This window comes from Mycobacterium sp. NPDC050853 (assembly GCF_040653875.1).
GTDB lineage: Bacteria > Actinomycetota > Actinomycetes > Mycobacteriales > Mycobacteriaceae > Mycobacterium.
This window is the reverse complement of sequence record NZ_JBFAGW010000001.1, coordinates 1,187,047-1,211,263: the sequence shown is the minus strand read 5'-3', so window position 1 is coordinate 1,211,263 and position 24,217 is coordinate 1,187,047. Positions and strand designations below refer to the sequence as shown.

The 24,217-nt window shown below is 64.2% G+C and carries 22 protein-coding genes; 16 read left to right on the top strand and 6 right to left on the bottom strand.

The window, feature by feature from the left end:
* Positions 1-36: 36 nt before the first annotated feature.
* From AB0H22_RS06015 to AB0H22_RS06000, 4 genes are read left to right on the top strand one after another with little or no spacing between them, the layout of a single operon-like run.
* Positions 37-927 (top strand): amino acid ABC transporter permease, encoded by an 891-nt coding sequence (locus AB0H22_RS06015; protein ID WP_180749075.1) that lies wholly within the window; start codon positions 37-39, stop codon positions 925-927.
* A complete protein-coding gene (locus tag AB0H22_RS06010; protein WP_180749074.1) occupies positions 924-1,685 on the top strand; it encodes an amino acid ABC transporter ATP-binding protein in 762 nt (253 codons plus the stop codon). The genes AB0H22_RS06015 and AB0H22_RS06010 overlap by 4 nt, the downstream gene beginning before the upstream one ends.
* Positions 1,682-2,614 carry an ABC transporter substrate-binding protein gene (locus AB0H22_RS06005; RefSeq protein WP_180749072.1) on the top strand — a complete coding sequence of 311 codons (933 nt, stop codon included), beginning with the start codon at positions 1,682-1,684 and terminating at the stop codon, positions 2,612-2,614. Before AB0H22_RS06010 ends, AB0H22_RS06005 begins: the two co-directional genes overlap by 4 nt.
* 1 nt (position 2,615) lies before the next feature.
* Positions 2,616-3,104, top strand: a complete 489-nt coding sequence (locus tag AB0H22_RS06000; RefSeq protein ID WP_180749070.1) for a GNAT family N-acetyltransferase — start codon at positions 2,616-2,618, stop codon at positions 3,102-3,104.
* On the opposite strand, the gene AB0H22_RS05995 is transcribed toward AB0H22_RS06000, so the two are convergent.
* Complete coding sequence (locus AB0H22_RS05995; RefSeq protein WP_358145450.1) at positions 3,101-5,011, bottom strand: DUF222 domain-containing protein; 1,911 nt, start codon at positions 5,009-5,011, stop codon at positions 3,101-3,103. The genes AB0H22_RS06000 and AB0H22_RS05995 overlap by 4 nt on opposite strands.
* 230 nt (positions 5,012-5,241) lie before the next feature.
* On the opposite strand from AB0H22_RS05995, the gene AB0H22_RS05990 reads away from it, so the two are divergent.
* Genes AB0H22_RS05990 through AB0H22_RS05980 form a run of 3 tightly spaced genes read left to right on the top strand, consistent with a single transcriptional unit; the run spans position 5,242 to position 8,740 of the window.
* Positions 5,242-6,291 carry an LLM class flavin-dependent oxidoreductase gene (locus AB0H22_RS05990; RefSeq protein ID WP_358145448.1) on the top strand — a complete coding sequence of 350 codons (1,050 nt, stop codon included), beginning with the start codon at positions 5,242-5,244 and terminating at the stop codon, positions 6,289-6,291.
* A complete protein-coding gene (locus AB0H22_RS05985; RefSeq protein ID WP_358145446.1) occupies positions 6,288-7,400 on the top strand; it encodes an LLM class flavin-dependent oxidoreductase in 1,113 nt (370 codons plus the stop codon). The genes AB0H22_RS05990 and AB0H22_RS05985 overlap by 4 nt, the downstream gene beginning before the upstream one ends.
* The gene (locus tag AB0H22_RS05980) at positions 7,385-8,740 is read left to right on the top strand and encodes an NtaA/DmoA family FMN-dependent monooxygenase (RefSeq protein ID WP_358145444.1); all 1,356 of its coding nucleotides are present in this window, start codon (positions 7,385-7,387) and stop codon (positions 8,738-8,740) included. The genes AB0H22_RS05985 and AB0H22_RS05980 overlap by 16 nt, the downstream gene beginning before the upstream one ends.
* Positions 8,741-8,777: 37 nt before the next feature.
* Here the strand turns inward: AB0H22_RS05980 and AB0H22_RS05975 are convergent, their stop codons facing one another.
* On the bottom strand, positions 8,778-9,521 hold the full coding sequence (locus AB0H22_RS05975; RefSeq protein ID WP_358145442.1) for an MBL fold metallo-hydrolase: 744 nt from the start codon (positions 9,519-9,521) through the stop codon (positions 8,778-8,780).
* A 68-nt stretch (positions 9,522-9,589) separates the two neighbouring features.
* Between AB0H22_RS05975 and fgd the strand changes: the two genes are divergently transcribed.
* From fgd to AB0H22_RS05950, 5 genes are read left to right on the top strand one after another with little or no spacing between them, the layout of a single operon-like run.
* Positions 9,590-10,603: a glucose-6-phosphate dehydrogenase (coenzyme-F420) gene (fgd, locus tag AB0H22_RS05970; RefSeq protein ID WP_358145440.1), complete on the top strand. Its 1,014-nt coding sequence runs from the start codon at positions 9,590-9,592 to the stop codon at positions 10,601-10,603.
* Between the two features lie 28 nt (positions 10,604-10,631).
* Positions 10,632-10,979 (top strand): hypothetical protein, encoded by a 348-nt coding sequence (locus AB0H22_RS05965; RefSeq protein WP_180749057.1) that lies wholly within the window; start codon positions 10,632-10,634, stop codon positions 10,977-10,979.
* Positions 10,980-11,009: 30 nt separating this feature from the next.
* The gene (locus AB0H22_RS05960; protein ID WP_358145438.1) at positions 11,010-14,003 is read left to right on the top strand and encodes a glycoside hydrolase family 38 C-terminal domain-containing protein; all 2,994 of its coding nucleotides are present in this window, start codon (positions 11,010-11,012) and stop codon (positions 14,001-14,003) included.
* Positions 14,000-16,078: a phosphate acetyltransferase gene (gene pta / locus AB0H22_RS05955; RefSeq protein ID WP_180749055.1), complete on the top strand. Its 2,079-nt coding sequence runs from the start codon at positions 14,000-14,002 to the stop codon at positions 16,076-16,078. Before AB0H22_RS05960 ends, pta begins: the two co-directional genes overlap by 4 nt.
* Positions 16,075-17,193, top strand: a complete 1,119-nt coding sequence (locus tag AB0H22_RS05950; protein ID WP_358145436.1) for an acetate kinase — start codon at positions 16,075-16,077, stop codon at positions 17,191-17,193. The genes pta and AB0H22_RS05950 overlap by 4 nt, the downstream gene beginning before the upstream one ends.
* On the opposite strand, the gene AB0H22_RS05945 is transcribed toward AB0H22_RS05950, so the two are convergent.
* From AB0H22_RS05945 to AB0H22_RS05930, 4 genes are read right to left on the bottom strand one after another with little or no spacing between them, the layout of a single operon-like run.
* Positions 17,182-19,464 carry a serine/threonine-protein kinase PknG gene (locus AB0H22_RS05945; RefSeq protein ID WP_358145434.1) on the bottom strand — a complete coding sequence of 761 codons (2,283 nt, stop codon included), beginning with the start codon at positions 19,462-19,464 and terminating at the stop codon, positions 17,182-17,184. The two genes, AB0H22_RS05950 and AB0H22_RS05945, sit on opposite strands and share 12 nt — an antisense overlap.
* A complete protein-coding gene (locus AB0H22_RS05940; RefSeq protein WP_180749755.1) occupies positions 19,464-20,441 on the bottom strand; it encodes a glutamate ABC transporter substrate-binding protein in 978 nt (325 codons plus the stop codon). The genes AB0H22_RS05945 and AB0H22_RS05940 overlap by 1 nt, the downstream gene beginning before the upstream one ends.
* Positions 20,441-21,769, bottom strand: coding sequence for a hypothetical protein (locus tag AB0H22_RS05935; protein WP_180749052.1), 1,329 nt, complete (start codon positions 21,767-21,769; stop codon positions 20,441-20,443). Before AB0H22_RS05935 ends, AB0H22_RS05940 begins: the two co-directional genes overlap by 1 nt.
* A 47-nt stretch (positions 21,770-21,816) precedes the next feature.
* On the bottom strand, positions 21,817-22,110 hold the full coding sequence (locus tag AB0H22_RS05930; RefSeq protein ID WP_358145432.1) for a helix-turn-helix transcriptional regulator: 294 nt from the start codon (positions 22,108-22,110) through the stop codon (positions 21,817-21,819).
* Between the two features lie 109 nt (positions 22,111-22,219).
* Here AB0H22_RS05930 and AB0H22_RS05925 point away from each other — a divergent pair, with 109 nt between their 5' ends.
* From AB0H22_RS05925 to AB0H22_RS05910, 4 genes are all read left to right on the top strand, one after another.
* A complete protein-coding gene (locus AB0H22_RS05925; RefSeq protein ID WP_358145430.1) occupies positions 22,220-22,414 on the top strand; it encodes a helix-turn-helix domain-containing protein in 195 nt (64 codons plus the stop codon).
* The gene (locus AB0H22_RS05920; protein ID WP_358145428.1) at positions 22,411-23,184 is read left to right on the top strand and encodes a phage regulatory protein/antirepressor Ant; all 774 of its coding nucleotides are present in this window, start codon (positions 22,411-22,413) and stop codon (positions 23,182-23,184) included. The genes AB0H22_RS05925 and AB0H22_RS05920 overlap by 4 nt, the downstream gene beginning before the upstream one ends.
* A gap of 100 nt (positions 23,185-23,284) precedes the next feature.
* Positions 23,285-23,695: a hypothetical protein gene (locus AB0H22_RS05915; protein WP_358145426.1), complete on the top strand. Its 411-nt coding sequence runs from the start codon at positions 23,285-23,287 to the stop codon at positions 23,693-23,695.
* Positions 23,692-24,216, top strand: a complete 525-nt coding sequence (locus tag AB0H22_RS05910; RefSeq protein ID WP_358145424.1) for a hypothetical protein — start codon at positions 23,692-23,694, stop codon at positions 24,214-24,216. The genes AB0H22_RS05915 and AB0H22_RS05910 overlap by 4 nt, the downstream gene beginning before the upstream one ends.
* Position 24,217: the final 1 nt, after the last annotated feature.

Below are 24,217 nucleotides of genomic sequence, written 5' to 3'. Positions count from 1 at the left end.
TGTTGTGCACTGGTCGGTGTTCCTAGGTTCGATCGCATGACATCGGCACCTGCTGCGCCCCCGCGGGCTCGGGTGCCAGCGGAGACTGCCGAGCCGCTGCGGGTGCGGCGCCGTCCGCGTCCGGGCAACTGGATCCTCTCGGGTGTGGCGCTGCTGTTGGTGGCGATGTTCGTGCATGGTCTGGTGCGTAACCCGGGATGGGACTGGCCGACCTTCGCGCGGTATTTCACCGCCAAGTCGGTGCTGGCCGCGCTGTGGCTGACCATCCGGCTGACCATTTACGGCACGGTGCTGGGGTTTGTGGTCGGTGTCGCGCTGGCGGCCGCGCGCCTCTCCAAGAACCCGGTCCTGCAGGTCATCTCGTGGACCTATGTATGGATCTTTCGGTCCATACCGTTGATCGTGCAGCTGCTGTTCTGGTTCAACATCGCCTACCTGTACGACACCATCAGCTTCGGGATTCCTTTCGGGCCGAGCCTGATCACCGTCGACACCAACGAGCTGCTGAGCGGTCTGACCGCCGCGGTGATCGGGTTGACCCTGCACCAGGGCGCCTATTTCGCCGAGATCATCCGGGGCGGAATTTTGTCGGTCGACGAGGGCCAGCTGGAAGCCGCTGCAGCCCTCGGTATTCCGCGACGGCGTCAGTTCTTCCGGATCGTGCTGCCGCAGGCCATGCGATCGATCATGCCCAATGCAGCCAACGAGGTCATCAGCCTGGTGAAGGGCACGTCCATTGTGTCCACCATGGCCATCGCCGATCTCTTCTACCAGGTGCAGGTCATTTTCGGGCGCAACGGACGCGTGGTTCCGCTGCTCATGGTGGCGACGATCTGGTACATCGTCATCACCTCGGTGCTGACGGTGGTGCAGTACTACATCGAGCGGCACTATGCGCGGGGTGTCAGCAGAGGGACCGGCCCGTGAGCACCATCGAGGTGCGCGGGGTGCGCAAGTCGTACGGTCAGCTGCTCGCGTTGCACGATGTGGATCTGACCGTGGAACAGGGGGAAGTGACGGTCATCATCGGTCCGTCCGGGTCCGGAAAGTCAACGCTCCTGCGCACGCTGAACCATCTGGAGAAGGTGGATGCTGGGACGGTACGGATCGACGGTGAGCTCATCGGATACCGGCAGCGGGGATCGGTGCTCTACGAGCTGTCGGAGCGGGCCATCTTGCGTCAGCGGTCGCAGGTCGGGTTCGTGTTCCAGAACTTCAACCTGTTTCCGCATCTGACGGTGCTGGAGAACGTCATTGAGGCGCCCTTGGCCGCACGGCGAGGTCCGCGAGCCGAGCTGATTGCCGAGGCGACCCGGCTGCTCGAACGGGTGGGAGTCGCCGACAAGGCGGCGGAGTATCCGCGGCGACTCTCCGGTGGCCAGCAGCAGCGGGTGGCCATCGCACGCGCATTGGCATTGCGGCCCAAGGTCATTCTGTTCGACGAGCCAACATCGGCCCTCGATCCTGAGTTGGTGACCGAGGTGCTCGACGTGATCCGTCAGCTTGCCCGCGATGGCGCCACCCTGGTGATCGTGACGCACGAGATCGGTCTGGCCCGGGAGATCGCCGACACCGTGGTCTTCATGGATCATGGCGCCATCGTCGAGCAGGGTCCGCCGACGGAGGTGCTGGACAACCCGTCGCACCCGCGTACTGTCGGCTTCCTCTCGAAAGTGCTGCCATGAGAAGCCTTGTCGTCCTGCTCTGTGCTGCGGTGCTCGTCCTCAGTGGTTGTGGGTCGGGAGTTGACCCGGCGACATCAACCTCCTTCAATCTGAGCCCGAACCAGGACCGAGTGCATGCCGCCCGGGTGGACGAAATAGCCGCCGAGGTGCCCGCGGCAATTCGGGAGCGCGGCACCCTCGTTGTCACCGGGGACGCCAACTCCGCACCGCCACTGCGGTTCTACGCCGATGACGACAAGACGATGATCGGTATTGAGACGGATTTCGCCTATCTAGTGGCGGACATCCTGGGGTTGCGCGTTGACCTGCGTTCGGCCGATTGGGCGCAGAACTTCGTCAAGGTCGACTCGGGCGAGGTCGATGCGTTCATCTCCAATGTGACGGTGACCGAGGAGCGCAAGGAGAAGTTCGACTTCGCGACATACCGTCTGGACAATGTCAGTTTTGAGGCTCGACGATCGCTGGACTGGAAGGTCCAGGGTGCCAGGGATATTGCCGGCAAGACCATCGGCGTCGGGTCGGGTACCAACCAAGAGGCGCTGCTGGTCCGGTGGAACGAACAGAATATCGCGGCAGGTCTTCCCGCCGCTGATCTCAAGTATTTCCAACAGACCACCGGCTACTACTTGGCGCTGGCCTCCGGTCGCATCGACGCCTATGTGGGACCCAACCCAACGGCGGTATTCCATTCGGGGGCGACCGGACAGACCAAGCTAGTGGGCACCTTCTCGGGTGCGGGGGACGCACTGCAGGGGGAGATCGCGGTGCTCACCAAGAAGGACAATGGCCTGGTCCGCGCCCTCGCAGACGCCGTCAACCATGCCATTGCCAGCGGGACGTATCGTAAGGTGTTGCAGCGCTGGGGATTGGAAAGCGAGGCGGTCGCCAAGTCAGAGATCAATCCCCGCGGACTACCCAGGCAAGGATGACATGACGGCGTGCGAGGATCTGCTGCAGTTCGTGACGGTGGAGCAGCAGGATCCCTTGGCGGCCCCGCTACTGGCCGAGCTGGCGGTCGAGTACAGCACCCGGTACGGCGGAACCCTTGACGAGCATCACGACTTCCTGGTCAACTACCCGGCCGCCCACTTCACGGCTCCCGACGGTGGGCTGCTGATCGGCGTGCAAGGCGGTGTGGCGGTCACCGGTGGCGCTTTCCAGCGTTACGACGCGGATACCGCCGAACTCAAGCGGATCTGGACATCCAGTGCCCATCGTCGCCAGGGCCTCGCGGTGCGCACGCTGGCCGCATTGGAGCTCGAGATCCGCGGCCGCGGGTATCGACGCATCTACCTCACCACCGGTCCGCGCCAACCCGAGGCCAAGGCGCTGTATCTCGCCGCGGGGTATCGACCGCTGTACGACCCCACCTTGTCCGCCGAAGAGGTCGGTATCCATCCGTTCGAGAAGGATCTCTAGGCCGCCCTCGCCCAACGCGGCAGCGACTGCCGTCGCCGCGCCACGATCATGAGGTGGTCGTGATAACGGTCGGCCAGGCTCTGTAGTTCGCCGCGCACCTCGGGGTCGAAGATGCGGTCGACCTCCGCCTGTGACGGACCAATCTCATTGCCGTAGTGGACCTCCCACCAGGACTCCTCGAAGAACAGCGCCTCTGCCTCGATGACGGTCAGATCATCGGGGCAGGCGTACCCCTCGATGCGGGCCAGTGGCAGCTCGTCGACGACTTGCGGACCTGTCGGTATCGCGCCGAGCTCTGGTTGGGTAACCCCGCAGTCCCCGGTACGCGCGGCCCAGCGCACGGAGCCGTCGGTCATCCGGGTGGCACGCAGGTGCCGACGGGTCTTGAGGTCGTGATGGTCGTGGCAGACCGGGTGCAGATTCTCGAAGATGGTCCAGCCGCCGCACATCGGTGCGTCGTGATCGAACTCGACGATATGGTCCAGTTCGCATCGACTCGATGACATCGAGCAGCCTGGGAACGTGCAGGTAGGAAAGGCAGCTCGCACCCCGTCCGCGAGCCCGGCGGGGGGACGGTAGGTGAGTGCACCGGGCGGTGGATCCGTGTATCCGCCGCGGCCATCCGTGGGCGCGGGCTGTGGCGCTGCTGCCGTCGGGGGCGCCGAACCCGGTGCTGGGGTGTCGGTGATCGGTGCGGGCAGCGGCGTGCGCTTCACCACCGATCGACCGACGACGGTGGGCGCCATCTTGCGCAGCTCCGTGAAAATTGCTTGCCAGTGGGCATTTTCGGCAATCTGTCGTGCCAGTTCAGGATCGATCGCCGAGCCGTCGCCGAGCCGCGCGGGATTACTGGCCAACCCCAGGAGCGTCTCCAAATCCACCACCACCTGCGCGAGATGCAGATGCTGAGGTGGGGCCTTGATGCCGAGATACGGACAATCGCTGACGCCGCATTGGCATTGGATGTGGTGCCCTCCCGCGAGGATCGACATAAAGGCATCCGCCATGCGCTGCCCATGGGTGCGTGGATCCTGCCGGCATACGGTGGACGCCACATCCTCGATCCTTCGCTCCGCCGTCCGGGCCTCCAACAGGGTGAGATGCGCTGTCAGGAAGGCCATCCCATCGGGGCTGGGCTGGACGCGAACATAGCGATTACCGGCGGCCTGCTCGCGGGCACGGGCCGCCTCGTCGGCATCATGCCGGATCCAGCGTCGCCAGATCGCGGACCGGAGACGTTGTGGCGGAAGCGTCTTCGCAAGCTCGGTAACCTCGGCGCTTATCACGTCGATGGTGTTCTGCGAGGCGGTAGCCAGCACCGAGCTGATCACGCACGCGTTGGCGTAGGACAGGTCCCCGTCGAGGAATGACTTTTCCACCAATGGCATCCGACGGCCCACCTGCTCGGCGCAGGTGATCAGCGTGGAGGTCGCCGATCGCGACAACCCCAGTGCCAACCCGATCTCTGCGCGGGCGAGCCTGACACCGGTCACCTCCTCGCCGTACTCGGCAAGCGACTGACACATGCGCTCTTCCAACACCCGCAGCGCCAGTAGAACACGTTGTGCTGCAGCGCGATTCTCGGCGTGTGCTCGATCACGCATCTCGTCGAGCAGATGGGCCACCAGCTGGTCCGGGGCCGCATCCGGCTGAAACGAGGGATCTACACCGACATCCGGCGGGCATACCCCGTCCCCGGTATCTATCCGTCGAAACAGCTCGTCAAGCTCGGCGCGACGTCGGGATTCCTTGTTGGATAACCACTCTGCCTGCTCAGTCTCATTGGCCAACCACTGTTCGATCGGATCGACGAATGCCGCGTGGGCCTCATCCTCCTCGGCGGCCTGCGCGGCCATCATGAGGTCGGCCTGCTCGGAGGTGAGAAGCCTCACCCTTGAATCGAACATACGTTCGAGTATAAATGTGGTCCCGCCTCGCGTCAAGAGAAGGGTTTGCGCATCCGCACGGCCTGTCGGGCCGGCCGCCATCAGGTCGAGCAGCACCTTGGCGCACGCCCGGTCCACGGGTGCGGCGGCGACACCGAGTGCGGACCAGTCCCAGAAGGCCTCACGCGCTCCCTTTCCTTCAGGGTGAGATTAACGCCGTCATCACTCGGATCGCGGGCGTTGAGCCAACTGTGACGACACTGCTCGGCCTGGCCCTGGACGGGTACGGGTGGCATCCCAGCCAGGACAAGCACGCCAATGGCCCCCTCACCGGGAAGTACTGGACCGAACAGGTCCAGCTCGCCGAGCGTGGGCTATTGGATTTCGTAACCTTCGAAGACTCCTTCGCGCGGACTCCCGGCGGCCGCCTTGACGCGGTGCTGACCGCCGCGCGCGTGGCGCCGGCGACAACGCATATCGGACTCATTCCGACCGCACCGGCCACCCATAACGAGCCGTTCCACATCTCCAAAGCGATTGCCACCCTGGACATCGTGTCCGGTGGTCGTGCCGGCTGGCAGGTGACCATCGCCGATACCGAGGAAGAGGCCGATGCATTCGGCCGCACCAAGGTTCTGCCGCTGCAGGACCTGCTCGACGAGGCCGCGGACGTCGTCGAGGTGACCCGACGGTTGTGGGACAGCTGGGAGGACGACGCCGAGATCAGAGACCTGGACACCGGCCGCTTCATCGATAGGGAGAGGCTGCACTACGTCGACTTCGAGGGCCGGTTCTTCTCGGTCAAGGGGCCGTCCATCACCCCGAGGTCCCCGCAAGGGCAGTCGGTGGTCGCGGCGCTGGCCCGCAGCCGTCCCGGGCAGGTGTTCGCCGCGAAGAATGCCGATATCGTCTTCGTCACCCCGCACGACGGGGCATCCGCCGCCGAAATCCCGGCACGCCTGCACAACACGTCGAGCCATCGCATCATCAAGGTGCTGGCAGACCTCGTGGTCGCGTTCGGTCGCGATGACGAATTCCACTCGGATGCTGCCATATTCACCGGATCGGCCGCGGAGCTGGCGGACCTTATCGGTCAATGGCACGAATGGGGAATAGACGGATTGCGCCTGCGACCGGCCGTCAACGCGCTCGATATCCCGGTCATAGTTGACGAACTCGTGCCCCTTCTTCAGGCCCGCCACGGGTTCCGCACGCAGTATGAGGCTGGCGCCTCCGAAACTCTCAGAGCGCGGTTCGGCCTGCCTACCGCCACCAACCGCTATGCAAGGAAGTCGGCATGAACGTCCCATTGTCGGTTCTCGACCTGTCGCCAGTCAGCCAAGGATCGGATGCCGCCACGGCACTGCGTAATTCAGTCGATCTGGCCCAGCGCGCCGAACAATGGGGCTACCGCCGTTACTGGCTCGCCGAACACCATTTCGTCGCGGTGGCCAGCACCGTGCCCGCCCTGGTGATCGCGCAGGTCGCCGCCGCCACCAGTCGCATCCGGGTCGGTGCCGGTGCAGTCCAGGTCGCCTCGACCACGGCGGCCGCGGTGGTCGAGAGCTTCGGCATCCTCGATGCGCTGTACCCCGGACGCATCGACCTCGGGCTCGGGCGAACGGGCCATCGGATCAGGGACCGTCTCGCCGGTAACGAGAAGAAGCCCGAACCCGCACCGGCCCGGGACGTCGATGGACTGTTCATCCCGCAGCCGCCCGCTGAGTTCGGGATCAAGGACAACCCGAAGCTGCGCGCGACCGTGGCCACCTTGCAGCAGCCCGGCGCTCAGATCCCAGATTTCGAACAACAGGTGGCCGATATCCAGGCATTCCTCGACGGCACCTATGTGAGCCCGGAAGGCGTTGCGCTGCATATCCGTCCGGGAGAGGGTGCCGATCTGCCGTTATGGCTTTTCGGTTCCAGCAAGGGGGAGTCGGCCCAGGTCGCCGCGCGACGGGGACTGCCGTTCGTGGCGAGCTACCACACCACCCCGTGGTCCACCCTGGAAGCGGTCGAGGCGTACCGCGATGCCTTCCGTCCGTCGTCGGCGCTGACGCAGCCGTATGTGATTGTCTCCGCGGACGCGGTCGCCGCCGATGACGAGCAGACGGCACGCCACCTCACCAGCACCTTCGGACAGTGGGTGCACTCGATTCGTTCCGGGCGCGGCGCCATACCGTATCCCAATCCCGATGATGCACAACCACTTACCGACGAGGAACGCCAACAGGTGGAGGACCGCGTCACCACCCAGTTCGTCGGCGATGCGGGCCAGGTCGTCGAGCGGCTCGATGCCCTGGCGCGGGTCACCGGCGCCGACGAGCTCGTCATCACCTCCATCACCCACCGTCACGAGGACCGGCTGCGCTCCTACGAACTCGTCGCCAAGGAATGGGGGCTTATCTGATGACGGACACCGAAGTCAGGGAAGGCAAGCATCGCAAGCCCATCCACCTCGCCGCGCACTTTCCGGGAGTCAACAACACCACGGTGTGGTCGGACCCGGCCTCGGGCAGCCAGGTCGATTTCGCATCCTTCGTGCATCTGGCGCGCGTCGCGGAGCGGGGGCTGTTCGACTTCTTCTTTCTTGCCGAGGGGCTGCGACTGCGTGAGCATCGTGGCCGGATCCACGATCTCGATGTCGTCGGACGGCCCGATACCTTCACGGTGCTCGCCGCGCTGGGCGCCGTCACCGACCGGCTCGGGCTGGTGGGCACCATCAACACCACCTTCAATGAACCCTTTAACGTCGCACGGCAATTCGCCACCCTCGACCATCTGTCGGACGGCCGGGCAGGCTGGAACATGGTCACTTCATCTGATGCCTTCACCGGCGAGAACTTCCGGCGCGGCGGATTCCTGAACCACGCCGACCGGTACCACCGGGCCGAGGAATTCATCAGCGTGGCACGCAAGTTCTGGGACAGCTGGGACGAGACGGGCGGCGTCAACCCGGTGTCGCATCAGGGGCCGCAGTTCACGGTGCGTGGCGTCGCCAGCGCGCCGGCCTCCCCGCAACGCCATCCGGTGCTGCTGCAGGCGGGGGATTCCGCGGACGGGCGCGACTTCGGCGCCAAGCATGCCGATGCGCTGTTCACCATCCATTCCTCGATTCCGGCGGGGCAGAAGTATTACGCCGACGTCAAGGCTCGGGCCGTCGCGCACGGTCGAAACCCGGATCAGCTCAAGGTCTTTCCCGGAGTCACCTATGTCCTCGGTGACACCGAACACGAGGCGATCGATAAGGCGGCGCATATCAGGGATCAGCAGGTGGGCCCGCATACCGCTCTCGCCTATCTGGAACAGGTGTGGGGCCGTGACCTTTCCGAGTACGACCCGGATGGACCATTGCCGGACGTCGAGCCGACGGGGGACGAGTCGATTACCCGTGGCAAGGCCCGCCATGGCGACCCACGGGAGATCGCCGCGAAGTATCGGGAGCTTGCGGAGGCCAAGAACCTGTCCATCCGCGAACTGATCAAGGAAGTCACCTCGCGCCAGCAGTTCATCGGTACCCCGTCACAGGTGGCGGCGGAGGTGGACCGCTATATCCAGGCAGATGCCTGCGACGGATTCATCCTTGTCCCGCACCTGACTCCGGGCGGCCTCGACGACTTCGTCGACACCGTGGTGCCGCTGTTACAGGAGCGTGGCGCGTTCCGCACCGAGTATGAGGGTGAGACCCTGCGCGAAAATCTCGGGCTAGACCCCGTCAACTCAACCGCCGAGACGGCGCTGAGAGCGTGACAACGTCGCGGTCTCCGATCTGAGTGCCGTCTCGCCGTTAGGCGCGGAGGGCGATCTGGACGGCGTCGCGCAGTGATCCCGTCCACGCCGGTCCGTGACCGGGGGCCAGCACGTCGACCTTGGCATCCCCCACGGCATCCGGTAGGGCCTCGACGCTGCGGCGCGCCTGCTCCATGTCCTTGGTAAACGGTGTGGGTAGCAGCTGTGGCCCGGAACGTGTCGCGATCGGGTGCCCGGTGATGATCGCATCGCCCACCACCAGCACGTGACCGGCGACCAGGAACGAGCAGTGACCGCCGGAATGCCCGGGGGTGGGGATGGGAACCGGCGCACCGGGCAGCTCCGCGAGCTCGGGGCCTATCGGCGCAGCCGTCGAAATGCCGTCGCGCACCCCTGCCCCTAGACGCATCGCGTGGATAACCCACGGCAGCCATCCCGGGCGCCACAGATTCAGCACCACCTTGAACGGCTGAGCCTGGTCGACATAGTCGCGCCGCACATTGCCTAACTCGGCGCTGTGGGCGTATACGGGGACCCTATGCTCGGCAGCCCACCAGATCGCGGTTCCCATGTGGTCGATGTGCCCGTGTGTGAGCACCACCGCCCGCACGTCTTGCGGTTTATGTCCGAGCGCCGCAATGGATTTCAGTACGTCGTCACGATCTCCCGGATAGCCGGAATCGAAGAGAGTGACACCGGAGCCGTCCGACGCGATCACCCAGTTCACCGCTTCCCCGTTGACCACATGCACGGCGTCGCTGACCTGGGTGATCTCGACCATGGAATGGAGACTATCCGGGGTGTGGTTAGGGTGGTTGGAGATCCGACTAGTCAATGGGAGAAGCGCCTGTGGCACGCGAACTGAAACTGGGATACAAGGCATCGGCAGAGCAGTTCGCGCCGCGTGAGCTCGTGGAGTTGGCCGTTGCCACCGAGTCTCACGGTTTCGACAGCGCCACCGTGAGCGATCACTTCCAGCCGTGGCGCTACAACGGTGGCCACGCCCCGTTCTCGCTGGCCTGGATGACCGCCGTCGGTGAGCGCACCCAGCGTCTGCAGCTCGGCACCTCGGTGCTCACCCCGACGTTCCGGTACAACCCGGCCGTCACCGCACAGGCCTTCGCCACCATGGGCTGCCTGTATCCGGGCCGCATCTTCCTGGGTGTCGGTACCGGCGAGGCGCTCAATGAGATCGCCACCGGGTTCATCGGCGAGTGGCCGGAGTTTAAGGAGCGGTTCGCGCGGCTGCGCGAGTCGGTACGGCTGATGCGCGAGCTGTGGACTGGTGAGCGCGTGGACTTCGAGGGCGAGTACTACCGCACCAAGGGTGCCGCCATCTACGACGTGCCCGAGGACGGCATCCCCGTCTACATCGCCGCGGGCGGTGCTGTCGTCGCCAAGTACGCGGGCCGCACCGGCGATGGCTTCATCTGTACCTCCGGTAAGGGCGAAGAGCTGTACAAGGACAAGCTCATCCCCGCGGTCAAGGAGGGCGCGGCGGCTGCCGAGCGCACATTCGACGATATCGACCGGATGATCGAGATCAAGATCTCCTACGACCCGGACCCGGAGAAGGCGCTGGAGAACACCCGCTTCTGGGCGCCGCTGTCGCTGACCCCCGAGCAGAAGCACAGCATCCACGACCCGATAGAGATGGAGCGGGCCGCCGACGAGCTGCCCATCGAGCAGGTCGCCAAGCGCTGGATCGTCGCCTCCGATCCCGACGAGGCCGTCGAGAAGGTTGCCGACTACGTCGGTTGGGGCCTGAACCACCTGGTGTTCCATTCTCCCGGGCACGATCAGAAGCGATTCCTGGAGCTCTTCAAGAACGATCTCGAACCCCGCTTGCGGAAGCTGGGATGAGCGCTAGCGCGAAGACCCGGAGGCACAGATGAGCCTGCTGCGGCGTTTCGTCGACGCGGTGAACACCGTGCCGGTGATAGCGCTGAACGTGCCGGGGCTGCGCAGCCTGGCGGGTCGGTACTTCACCGTCGTCACCTACACCGGCCGCCGATCCGGACAGATTTTCAGCACGCCGGTGAACTACTGGCGCTCGGGCGACGACATCGTGATCTGGGTCGGAATCCCAGACACCAAGACGTGGTGGCGCAATTTCCTCGGCGAAGGGCAGCCGCTGCAGCTTCAGCTGAATGGGGTTGACGTGCCCGGATACGGTATCGCGAAGCGCGACGACAACGGTCGCGTGACGGTGACGGTTCGTCTCGGTGAGAGCGCCTGAGCAAGGTCAGTCAGTCGGTAGGGTCAGGCCATGCATGACGACCGACGCATTGTCGAGGACCGCATTCGGCGCTTCGTTGACAAGCGGCTGAACGGTGCCATCTACGTGGACGCGGTTCCGCTGACGGTGACCGCGTGGGCTGTGCCCGGAGAGCCCGTGCCCTTCACCGAAGCGGTGGAGCACCAATTCAGCGAGATCGATCCCGGGACGCCGTGGGGGCCGCCATGGTCGACCATGTGGCTGCATGTGACGGGAACCGTTCCCGAACAATGGCGCGGTCGTTCTGACGGCGCCCCCGAGATGAGAGTGGAACTCGGCTTCACCGGAGGCCCGGGCTTCAACGCCGAGGGGCTGGTGTACCGGCCCGACGGCACGGTGGTGAAGGGGATCGCCCCGCGCAACGCCTTCGTGCCGATCGACGATCTGGATGCGCCGGTGGACCTCTATATCGAGGCCGCCGCCAACCCCGATATCGGTAAACACTTCTGGTCGCCGATGCCGTTGGGGGACAAGGCCACCTCTGGAGACGAGGCGCTCTATCGGTTGGGGGGTATCGATCTCGCGCTGCGGGACCTGAACCTGTGGGGGCTGCAGCAGGACATCGCCACCTTGGACGGCCTGATGCACACGCTCCCCGAGGATCTGCCGCGCCGACACGAGATTCTGCGTGCCCTGGAACGCATGTTGGACACGGTGGATCCCGATGACCTCGCGGGCACCGCGGCCGCCGGACGTGCCGAACTTGCCGAGGTACTGTCGCGACCCGCATATGCCAGCGCCCACCGGATCACGGCTGTCGGGCATGCGCACATCGACTCGGCCTGGTTGTGGCCGGTCCGGGAGACAGTCCGCAAGTGTGCGCGCACCTTCTCCAACATGGTCGATCTGATGGACCGGCATCCGGACTTCCGGTTCGCCTGTTCCTCGGCGCAGCAATACGCCTGGATCAGGGACAAGTACCCCACCCTCTTCGCCCGTATCAAGGAGAAAGTCGCTGCGGGACAGTTTATTCCGGTAGGAGGCATGTGGGTCGAGGCCGACACGAACATGCCCGGCGGAGAGGCGATGGCGCGCCAGTTCGTGGCAGGCAAGCAATTCTTCCTGGACGAGTTCGGAATCGACACCCCGGAGGTGTGGCTACCCGATTCGTTCGGCTACTCCGCGGCGATGCCTCAGATCGTGACCGCTTCTGGATCGGAATATTTTCTTACACAGAAGATTTCGTGGAATTCTGTCAACCCGATGCCACACCACACCTTCATTTGGGAAGGGATCGACGGCACCGGGGTGTTCACGCATTTCCCGCCCGTCGACACCTACAACTCCGACCTCGGCGGCGGAGACCTCGCCCACGCTCAACGCAACTACCGCGACTCCGGTGCGGGCACGATGTCGCTGGTGCCCTTCGGCTATGGGGATGGCGGCGGTGGCCCCACCCGTGAAATGCTCGCTTACGCAAAGCGAAAGCGATCCCTGGAGGGATCGCCGACGGTAACCTTGGGCACCCCGGCAGAGTTTTTCGCAGCCGCCCAAGCCGAATACGTCAACCCGCCGCGCTGGTCCGGTGAGCTGTACCTCGAGCTGCACCGCGGCACCTACACCTCTCAGGCGAACACGAAGCAGGGAAACCGCCGCAGCGAGCATCTGCTGCGTGAGGCCGAACTGTGGGCGGCGACGGCCGCCGTGCGCGTGGGCTTCGAATACCCGCATAAGGAGCTGCAGGAGATCTGGGAATTGGTGCTGCTGCAGCAGTTCCACGACATCTTGCCCGGTAGCTCCATCGCCTGGGTCCACAGGGACGCCGAGCGAAACTATGCCGCCATCGCGAAAAGGCTTGGCGCCATCATCGAATCAGCGACTCGGGCGTTGGCAGGAACCGGAGACCGGGCACTGGTCTTCAACGCCGCCCCCCACGATCGCGACGGGGTACCCGCACTGGGCGCGGCTGTCGCCGAGCAGCCGCGGTCGGTCACTCCCACAACAGTCTCGGGAGGGTTCCGGCTGGACAACGGCATTCTCTCCGCCGCGTTCGACGCCGACGGCCTGTTGGTCTCGCTCATCGACGCTGCCAGTGGGCGCGAGGCCATGGTCGGCCCCGGAAATCTGATGCAATTGCATCGCGATACACCGAACCAATGGGATGCCTGGGATATCGATGGGTTCTATCGGAACACCGTCACCAACCTGACGTCGGCGGAATCGGTCGCCGTAGCCGGCGATGCGCTGGTCATCGAGCGGGCATTCGGCAATTCGCATCTTGTGCAACGGATCACGCTGCGGGACGGATCGCCTGCGCTGGACATTGAGATCGATATCGACTGGCACGAATCCGAGAAGTTGCTCAAGTTGGCGTTCCCCTTCGATGTGCAGGCCGACCGGTCGGCATCGGAAACCCAGTTCGGCCACGTGTATCGGCCCACGCACGCCAACACCTCGTGGGATGAAGCCAAGTTCGAGATCTGCGCACACAGGTGGGTGCATGTGGGTGAATCCGGGTACGGGGTGGCGGTGGCCAACGATTCGACCTATGGGCACGACATCAGCCGGCGCGGGTCCACCACCTTAGTGCGGATGTCGCTGCTACGAGCGCCACTTTTTCCGGACCCCGACTGCGACCAGGGACGTCATCAGCTGAGGTTCGCGGTGCGTCCGGGCGCGCTGATCGGTGACGCCGTCGAAGAGGGATACCGGCGCAACCTCGACCCGAGGGTCGTCAACGGCGGGTTGGAGAGCATCGAACCGCTTGTCAGCCTCGATAATCCGGCCATTGTGGTGGAATCGGTGAAGTTGGCCCTCGATGGCTCGGGAGACGTCATCGTGCGGCTCTACGAGTCGCGGGGCGGACGGGCCGATGCAAAACTCCTCACGAACTTCGACCACCAACGGGCGATCGTCACCGACCTGCTGGAGCGTCCGATCGACGCGCCAGCAGGTGTCAGCATTGATGGCAACGAGATTCGGCTGACGCTGCGACCGTTCAAGATCCTCACGCTGCGATTCCCTGGCGTAGAAAGGCGCGCATGACAGAGCCCAAGGCCTCAAGTATCTACATCGCCTCACCCGAAGGCGATACCGGAAAGTCCACTGTCGCATTAGGTGTGTTGCATCGGCTGGCCGCATCGGTGGCACGCGTGGGTGTCTTCCGCCCCATCGCGCGGTCCGGGGAAAGCGTGGACTACATCCTGGAACTGCTGCTGGAGCAGAGCACCGCCGACCTCGCGTATGAGGACTGTCTTGGCGTCTCGTACCACGATGTGCACCAGGATCCGGACGCGGCGATCGCGGAGATCGTCGACAGGTACCACGCGGTCGCGGAGCGTTGTGACGCGGTGGTCATCGTCGGCAGTGACTACACCGATGTCGCCAGCCCCAGCGAATTGAGCACCAACGCCCGTATCGCCGTCAACCTGGGTGCGCCGGTTCTGTTGACCATCAAGGGATTCGATCGGAGCCCCGAGGAGGTGGCTGCCGTCGCCGAGCTCTGTCTCGGGGAGCTCAAAGCGCAGCGTGCGCACACCGCCGCGATCATCGCCAATCGGTGCAACCCGGATCAGCTGGACAAGGTGAGCGAGGCTCTCGCGCGATTCGGCAAGCCCGCCTGGGTGCTGCCCGAGGTGCCGTTGCTGGTCGCGCCATCGGTCGAGGAACTCATGAAGGCCGTTGACGGCTCATTGGTCAGCGGCGACGAGGCGCTGCTGTCTCGCGAGGCCACGAGTTTCATGGTGGCGGGAATGACTGCCGAGCATGTCCTGGAGCGTCTGGAGGAGGGGCAGGCGATCATCTTCCCTGCCGATCGGTCAGATGTGCTGTTGGCGGTGGCGAGCGCACATGTGGCGGAGGGGTTTCCGTCGCTATCCGCCGTCATTCTCAATGGTGGGCTTAAGCTGCATCCGCGGATCGAGGACCTGGTCGACGGACTCGGCCTGCGGCTGCCGATCATCGCGACGGATTCGAGCACCTTCGAGACGGCAAGTGCTGCCGCGCATTCCCGCGGCCGGGTGACGGTTGCCTCGGCCCGCAAGATCGATACCGCGCTCGCGCTGATGGACCAGTGCGTCGATGGGGCTGAACTCATTGCGCAGCTCGCTATTCCGATACCTTCGGTCACCACCCCGCAGATGTTCGAGTACCAACTCCTGGACCGGGCACGTGATAACCGCAAGCGCATCGTGCTCCCCGAGGGAGATGACGACAGGATTCTCAAGGCGGCGGGGCGACTGCTCCAGCGTCGGGTTGCCGATCTGACCATCCTGGGCGAAGAGGCCGAAATCCGCGCGCGGGCTGCCGAACTGGGTGTCGATATCTCGAACGCCGTTGTCGTCAATCCCAAGTCTAGTGAGCTCGCCGAGCAGTTCGCGGGCCAATACTTCGAGCTGCGCAAGCACAAGGGGATGACGGCCGATCGAGCGCGCGAGATCATGCGCAATGTCTCGTACTTCGGAACCATGATGGTGTACAACGACATCGTTGACGGCATGGTCTCGGGTGCGGCCCACACCACCGCACACACGGTGCGCCCGGCCTTCGAGATCATCAAGACCAACCCGGATGTTTCTACGGTATCCAGCATCTTCCTGATGTGCTTAGCCGATCGGGTACTGGCGTACGGGGATTGCGCCATCGTGCCCGATCCCACGTCCGAACAGCTGGCCGATATCGCCATCTCCTCGGCGCGGACTGCCGCACAGTTCGGCATCGATCCCCGTATCGCGATGCTGTCCTATTCGACCGGATCGTCGGGCAGCGGAGCCGAGGTCGAAAAGGTCCGCATCGCAACGGAACTGGTCCGTACCAGGCAGCCCGAACTATTGGTGGAAGGGCCCATCCAGTACGACGCGGCGGTCGAGCCCTCGGTGGCAGCCACCAAGATGCCCGATTCCGTTGTCGCCGGACGCGCGACGGTGCTGATCTTCCCCGACCTCAACACCGGGAACAACACCTACAAAGCGGTGCAACGCAGCGCCGGTGCCATCGCCATCGGACCCGTCCTGCAGGGATTACGCAAGCCGATCAATGACCTTTCCCGCGGGGCGTTAGTGGAGGACATCGTGAACACCGTGGCTATCACCGCGATTCAGGCCCAGGACCTGACCCGATGAGTGCAGTTCTGGTTCTCAACTGCGGCTCGTCCTCGGTGAAATACCAAGTTATCGAGCCGGATTCGGGCCGGGTGGATGCTCACGGCCTCGTCGAGCGCATCGGCGAGGAGCCGGTCCGCGATCATGAAGAAGCGCTGCGGCTGGTGTTCGGCTCCATCGACACCGACGACGTCGTCGTGGTCGGTCACCGCGTGGTGCATGGCGGGCAACGGTTCTATCAACCGACGGTGCTCGATGACGCGGTGGTGGCGCAGATCGCCGAGCTGTCCTCATTGGCGCCTTTGCACAACCCGGCAGGAGTGCAGGGCATTGAGGTTGCCCGGCGCCTGCTCCCCGATGTGCCACAGGTGGCAGTGTTCGATACAGCGTTCTTCCACAGTCTGCCGCCTGCCGCGGCCACCTATGCGCTCGATCGCGACGTGGCGGAACGATATGGTGTGCGGCGCTACGGATTCCACGGCACCTCGCATCAGTATGTTTCCCAACAGGCAGCCGTCTTCTTGGGCCGCGGGTACGCCGATGTCAATCAGATTGTGCTGCATCTGGGTAACGGTGCGTCGGCATCGGCCATTCGTGGTGGAAGCGCCGTGGAAACCTCGATGGGGCTCACTCCGCTGGAGGGCCTGGTGATGGGCACCCGCACCGGTGATATCGACGCAGGCATCGTGTTCCACCTGGCGCGCCACGGCATGAGCATCGACGAGATCGACGGCGTGTTCAATCGACGCTCCGGCATGCTCGGACTATGCGGTGCCAACGACTTTCGCGAGGTGCACCGCCTGATCGAGGCTGGAGATGCTGCGGCGAAGCTTGCCTACGACGTGTACGTACACCGGCTTCGCAAGTACATCGGTGCCTATATTGCGACGCTGGGTGGCGCCGACGCCATCTCATTCACCGCCGGAGTGGGGGAGAACGACGCGGTGCTGCGTGCCGATGCCATGGCCGGGCTGGAAGTGTTCGGTATAGAGATAGATGCGGATCGAAACCTATTACGCTCCGGCGAGATTCGGCGTATCTCCACCGACGAATCACGGGTGACGGTGCTGGTGGTGCCGACCAATGAGGAACTGGCCATCGCCAGGGCAGCAGTGGGTGCCGCGCTAGAGCAGTGAAGGCGGGCGCGTGGCATTGGCCAGATCGATCAGCGCATAGCGATGTGTGCGCTCGGTGGCTCGGCGGGCCAGCGCTCGCAGGCTCGTCTCAACCCCTTGGCGTAGGCCGCGTTTGGTAAACGGAACACCAAGGATGTGATGTCCTGTCGAATAATTGGTCTTGATCCAGTCCAGCGCCGTGCCGAGCACCAGCGCCCTAATCTGCAGCACACGGGGTTCCGCCTCGGGGAGCGCCTCGACTCTGCGGGCCGCCTCGCGGATATCGTCTTCGGTGACCTCCGAGAGCGTGCGACCGGACAGTAGCGTGACGGCGCTGGTGAGGCGTGCGGTGGTGAAATGCCTTGAGGTGGGTGGCACGTTATCGAGCATGCGCACGGCCTCTGCGCGTTCCCCGCGTGCGGCCAGGGTACGGGCCAGCCCATATCCGGCGGAGATGACGCTGTTGTCCGTGGACCATACGGTGCGGTAGAAGTCGAGGTTTTTCTCATCACCGGCAAGTTCGGCGGTCGAGGCCAGTGCCATCTTCGGGGCGATCTCACCGGGCAGGACATCCAGAACGGCAGTGAAATGCTTTGTGGCCTGGTCGTAGTCGCCATTGAGGAGTGCCGCCATGCCGCGGTACCAGGTCAGCCGCCACGGTGTGCCCACCCGGTCTTCGAGCTGGTCGAGCTTGCTGTTGGCCTTGGCGACATCACCCAAATCGAGGAGCGCCCGGGCCTCCATCAGCGGTAGTTCCATGGATTCGGTCAGATCCACGCCGTCGGCATCGATCCGGCCCAGTCGGGCGGCCTTCAGTGATTCGAGGGTCTGTATCGGCTGGCTCAGTACGGTCGCCTGTAGGATCGCGGCTCCCACATCGGTGGGATCGAGAAGCGGGACCTGAAGGGCCGTCACGATATCCGGAGCCGTCAGGCTCGGCGGATGGGCGAGCCCGTCGACGTACACGTCGGTATGCGCCACCAACAGGTCAACCCCGAACGTCGACCGGGACGGACTGAAGAGGGTGGACATACCCGGACGTGGAGTGCCTGAGTCCTGCGCCACCACCTCACGGAGCACGCCCACCAGCTGGGTGGCCATCTCCTCGGCACTACCGAATCTCGCGGTGGGATCGGGGTCGATGGCGCGGCGCAAGAACCGGTGGTACGAGTCGTATTTGCCGAGCACGGGGTCCTCGCTCGGCAACCCGTCCTTGTATCGGCCCTTGCGGGTGGGCATTCTCAAGGTCAGTACCGCGAGAGTCCGTCCCACCGTGTAGATATCCGAGGCGATCGTGGGGCCGGTCTTCGTGACCTCGGGTGCCTGGTAGCCGGGTGTTCCGTACAGATTGCCGTAGGCGTTGACGGCGGCCACCGCGCCAAGGTCGATGAGCTTGAGTTGCTCCTCGGTGACCATGATGTTCTCGGGTTTGAGATCGTTGTAGGTGAGTCCGACCGAATGTAGGAAGCCCAGTGCGGGAAGGATTTCGAGCATGTAGGCGATGGCCTGTGCGACGGGAAGGGCGCTGCCCTTGGGTTGCTTGAGCGAGGTGCCGCCGACGTACTCCATCACGATGTACCCGACCGGGTTTCCATGCTGGTCCGGATGCTCGACGAAGTTGAAGATCTTCACGATCGAGGGATGCGCCACCTCGGAGAGGAATCGTCGCTCGGCCATCGCGATGTTCTGTGCCTCGGCGTCGCCCGAGTGCACCAGACCCTTGAGCACCACCGGTCGGTCGTTGACGTTGCGGTCCACCGCAAGATAGATCCAGCCGAGACCGCCATGGGCGATGCAGCCCTTTATGGCGTACTGTCCGGCGATCACGTCGCCCGGATTCAGTTGTGGCAGAAAAGAGAAGGCGGAGCCGCAGGCGGGGCAGGTTCCCTCACTCCGGGCAGGGCCGTCTTCTGTCGAACGCCCGACCGGCTTACCGCAGTTCCAGCAGAATCGTTTGGACTCCTCGACCACCGGATTGGTCATCAACGCTCTTAGCGGATCAATTTCCGGAACGCGCGGGATCTCGACCAGTCCGCCGCCGAGCCGTCGGGTGGGGGAGAGCCGCATCCGGGTGGTGGTGGCGCGGACCTCCGGCTGTGTGATGGATTGAGTGGTGGGCTGGGTGGCTGCCTGAGGGCGGAACACGGCCTGTGTCGACATGGGCCGCATAGTGGAGGCGGAGTCGACGTCCAAATCGGCGAGGGAGGCGGGCCGGGTGCCCGGGCACTCGTCCGCGGAGGGATCGTCGGCCCGATTATCGAGGTCGTCGAGGTCGTCCGGTTCTTCGCTCATCAGTCCCGGTACTTTGCGCTCGGAGGTGCGGGCGCGGGCCCGAGCACGCTCAACCACTTGCGGTACAAGGCATTCCATGTTCCATCGCGCCGGATGCGTTCCAGAGTGCGATTGACGAACCGGACCAGATCTGTGTTCTCCAGCTTGATGCCGATGCCGTAGGGCTCATCGCTCATGTTTGGCCCGATGATGTGCAGATACGGATCCTGGGACATCAGGCCGGCGAGAATCGAGTCGTCCGTGCTCACCGCGTCGACCTGCCGCTGTTGCAGTGCCACAAGGCAATCAGCCCATGTCACCACCGAGATGATGACCGGGGGCGGGGTGATCTCCGAGAGGCGGTTCAGTGAGGTGGTGCCGCGTGCGGCGCACACTCGTCTGCCGGAGAGGTCTTGCGCATTGGTGATGCCCGAATCGCGGGCTGTCAAAATCCGTTGGTAGTTCATCAGATAGACGGTCGAGAAGTTGACCTCCTTGCGCCGCGCGCAGGTGATGGTCATGGTCTTGACGACGATGTCGACCGTCGAATTCTTCAATGCGGCGATGCGATCCGCCGAGGACAGAATCCGGTACTCGACCCGGTCGGGGGTGCCGAAGATATCGCGGGAAACCTCCCCGGCGATATCGACGTCGAATCCCGTCAGCTCACCGGTGATCGGGTCGCGGAAGCTGAACAGATTGCTCCCGATGTCCAGCCCGACCACAAGGCGGCCCCGCTTGCGGATCGCCGCGACCGCATCGTCATTGGCGGCCCTGTCGTTGGTGGGCCGCAGGCTCGCCATGGGGTCGCATGAGGTGTCCACCTTGTTCAGGAGCGCGCGGGTGGGTTCCTGTTCGGTCATTTCGGCGGGGCTCGGTCTCGGCACCGTCAGCTGTGGCAACGGGGTGGAGTTCTCCGTCGTCGAGCATCCGGCCAGCACGGCCGCGATGACCGCCAGCGCGCCGAGCCGGTGGCACGTACGTGTCCGGGCGCCCATCATCGGTACTCGCTCAGTCTTGGCCACAAGCCGACTCCAACGCATATCGCGCCACTCACCGTAAGGATCAACGCTCCCGCGGACGACAAGGTCAAGGCGCGTTCGGCGTTGTGCACCCCCGACCGAAGTTGGCGTCGGCTGTCCTGCACGCCGTTGCGCAACGCCGCGTCGAGACTGTCGAAGGCCGGCGTCGAATCCGTTTCGCTGCTGCCCAGTGCCACCTGGGTGGCGGCCTGGTAGTTGCCGACGGCGATGTAGGCATTGATCCGGTCGTCCGCCTGCCGCCACCTGGTGAGCAGCTGCTGCGCCGTCTCCAGATCCGTGCGGGCGATGGCGTTCGGATTCGACAGGTACTCGCCGATCTTTTGTTCCATCTCGTCGATACGTTCGTAGTAGGACTTCTTGCGGATGCTCTCGTCACCGCGGCGGATGAGCGCGAGGGTCTCGTCGGCGCGGGCCTGTTGGGCCGAGATGACCAGTTGGGTGATGGTTTTCAAGGAGTAGGCGCCGCCGTTGCGCGCGTCGATACCCAGCGAGGCGGAGACGGCCAGCGCGATACTCACCCAAACCACCATAAGCAGTAAGGCGGCGCCGCCGGCGAGCATGCCGGGATTGATCATGCGTCGGGTCTTCTTGGACAACCAGCGATGAGCGAAGGCCCCGCCGATCATGGTGCCCAACACGATGAGGATCACCGGGAAGGGCACCCGAGTCGATGCATTCGTCTCCTGGTCGACGCGGTTGGACGTCTCCTCGTAGAGACGCTGCGCGTCCGGGAGGATGGTCCGTTGCATCAGCGCGGACGCCTCACTCAGATACGAGGCGCCGACGGGATTACTTGCCCTGTTGTTGGTGCGTGCGGTCTCGATCAATCCGGTGTAGACCGACAGTTCGGCGTTGATCCGGCTCAGTAGTTCTTGCATCGGCCTGTCGGTAAGCCCGCTGGAGGCTGCGACGAGCGCGGTCGAGGCATCGGTGATTGCCTGCTCATAGCGTTCCCGAACGCCCTGCGGTTCGGCTCCGGCGATGAAGGCGGTAGCCGCCGCAGCATCGGCGACCGACAGCGTGCTGTACAGCTGTCCGGCCGAGTAGGCCAACGGTTCGGTGTGGTTGAGCACTGTACTCAGGGCGAGCTGCCGGTTCTGCACGCTCGCGGAGGTGGCGACCGCGGAGAGCACTCCGGCGGCGGCGAGGGCGATACCGAGTATCAGAATCTTGCCGGGGGTGGACTTCAGGAACCACCACCACGGATGAGCTGGTACGACGGTAGTCGTCGCGCCGACAGGTTCGGTCGACGGGTGCGCTAGCGGCGTCGTCCCGACAGTCACCTTTTACCTTCCTCTCCCTGGCCTTAATAGGAAGTCTAAGAGCATATTTAGGGATTGGTGGGCGACTCCTGCGTCCCGCCTGGGCCGCCGTCGGGCGTAAGGCCGTCGTCGATGCCGAGTACCCAACTCGCATGAACTCGCACAGCGAGTTCGATCCGCTTAGCCACGGCAACAATGTCGCGAGGGCGCGCCCGGTCCGATTCCCACTGGGCCAAGGTTCCCGGTTTCACGTTGATGAGCGTTGCGAACTCTCGCTGATCCATTCCGGCGAGGCCACGAGCCTTCCGGACTCTATCTCCAAAGGTCCATTGCGGGACCACATACGACATGTCAGCAGTCATGGTCAAAGTGTGGCATACCCATGCAAACCATAGCAATAGGGCAAACGCATGTAAATACATGTAATTACATGCTTGACACTCGATCGCAAAGCATGCTTGCATATGCCTCATGCAAAGCAAGCATGCTTCATTTTCGGGGAAGATGCTCAGCGTCGGTGAAGCGGCGGCCACACTCGGCATCTCGACCGACACCCTGAAACGCTGGGAGAAGGCCGGTCGAATTCGATCGCTACGAACGCCGACCAATCACCGTAGGTATCGACAGTCCGAGGTCGACGAGCTGCTCGCCGAGGTCGCGTCGTGAGCACGCCGGTGTTGGTGACCGTTCAGGACGGCACCCCAACCACCACGTCAGTGGCGATCGCCGAGGGCACCGGTAACGAGCACCGTGCAGTGCTCCAGCTCATCCGCAACAACCTGGACGACTTCAGCGAGTTCGAAAGGGTCGCATTTGAAATGCGACCCTTTGAGACTGCGGGTGGCGTCCAGCACCGCGAGGTCGCCGTCCTCACCGAGGAGCACGCCACCCTCCTGCTCACCTACATGCGCAACAGCGCGGTCGTGCGCGATTTCAAGAAGCGGCTTGTCCGCGAGTTCTGGGAGCTACGCCGCCGCGCCGTCCCCGCGCTTGCCGGTCCCGAGCTCATCGCCGCCGCACTCATCGAGTCGCAGAAGATGCTCGAGGCCCGCGAGGTTCGCATTCACCAGCTCGACTCGGCGCGCGCCATCGATGCTCCGAAGGTGTCCTATGTCGACACGTACGTCACCGACACCGATCTCCTGTCGTTCTCCACGGTGGCGTCGACCAACAACATCACCGAGAAGCGGCTCCGTGAGCTGCTGGTTGAGCACGACTGGATCTTCGTGCAGACGGATTCGCGTTGGTCGGAGGCCAAGTGCAAGAAGGTCGAGCGGCGCCGCTACTCGGAGAAGGCTGACAAGAAGCGCTATTTCCGGCGGGTCGAGACCCATGAAGCGCCGCGATTCCGCGCGTCCGAAGTGATGCACACCCTCAAAATCACCGCCGCTGGTGCCGAGGCCATCGCCCGTCTGGTCGCCAAGCATCAGACCTGAATCCCACTGCACCACAACTGAAAACCCCGACGGCGGGCCATTCCCGCCAAGAAACCACCCGGCCGTCGGGGCCACTGCGACCAACCCAAGGAGGGCTGGCATGTCTCAACCTATCCTCACACCTGCTCAGGTCACGTCCGAGAGCCCTATGTCGTACCCCGCCGCGCTGGCAGAGCTCGACCGCATCACGGCTGACCGTGACCGGCTGGCGCGGAACTTGGACGACGAGCCGGATTCGAAGAAGCACGCCCGCGAGCTGTCCTACCTGATCACCAGGTACCTCAGCAGCGCGCGCGATGACGGTGACCGCGCCGCAATCACGAACCTGGCTGAGCTGTTGCAGCAGACGGGCGCTGCGGTCGATGCGTTGACGACGGAGATCAAGCACTACGCCGACGCGGAGTGCGTGGCGCGTGATGAGTGTGACGAGCTGCGGGAGCGGGTCGCGGATCTGTCCGACGAAGTGGCGGATCTGCGGACGCGGGAGTGCGCTCGGTCGGTGACCTTGTGATCGCTGCCGAGAGCGCGCTGGGGATCGTGTTCGGGTTGGCTGCTGAGTTCCTGCGTGGTGCAGCGGCTTCCGGCGCGACGGTATGCCAGCGGTTGGCTGATCAGCGCAGCGGCTTCTCGGAGTCGGAGGCCAGCGAGTTTCTGGAGGGTGAGGGGCCGGACGAGTTCATTGGTCTGGAGGAGTTTATCGCGACGGCGCCGCCCGAAGTGTTGGCTGAGATGGCGCGCCAACACACCATCGTTGACGCCGAGGTTCATTGCCCGGATTGCAATTGCCCCACGGTCTGCGGATGTGGGCGCGAAATGTACTCCGAGCGTGATCGTCCGGGATCGCTGCAGATGTGGTTCCACTCCGACGACCATTCACCCGTCACGGCCGATTGTGCGAACGCACGCGAAGGACTGGCCGACCGCATCTCCGCCATCCGATCGAGCTGTGCGCACCGAGGTATGAGCACCGCTGCAACCGATTTCGAGATCGCCCGCGATCTGCTGGCTGATTACCGCATCACCAAGAAGTAAG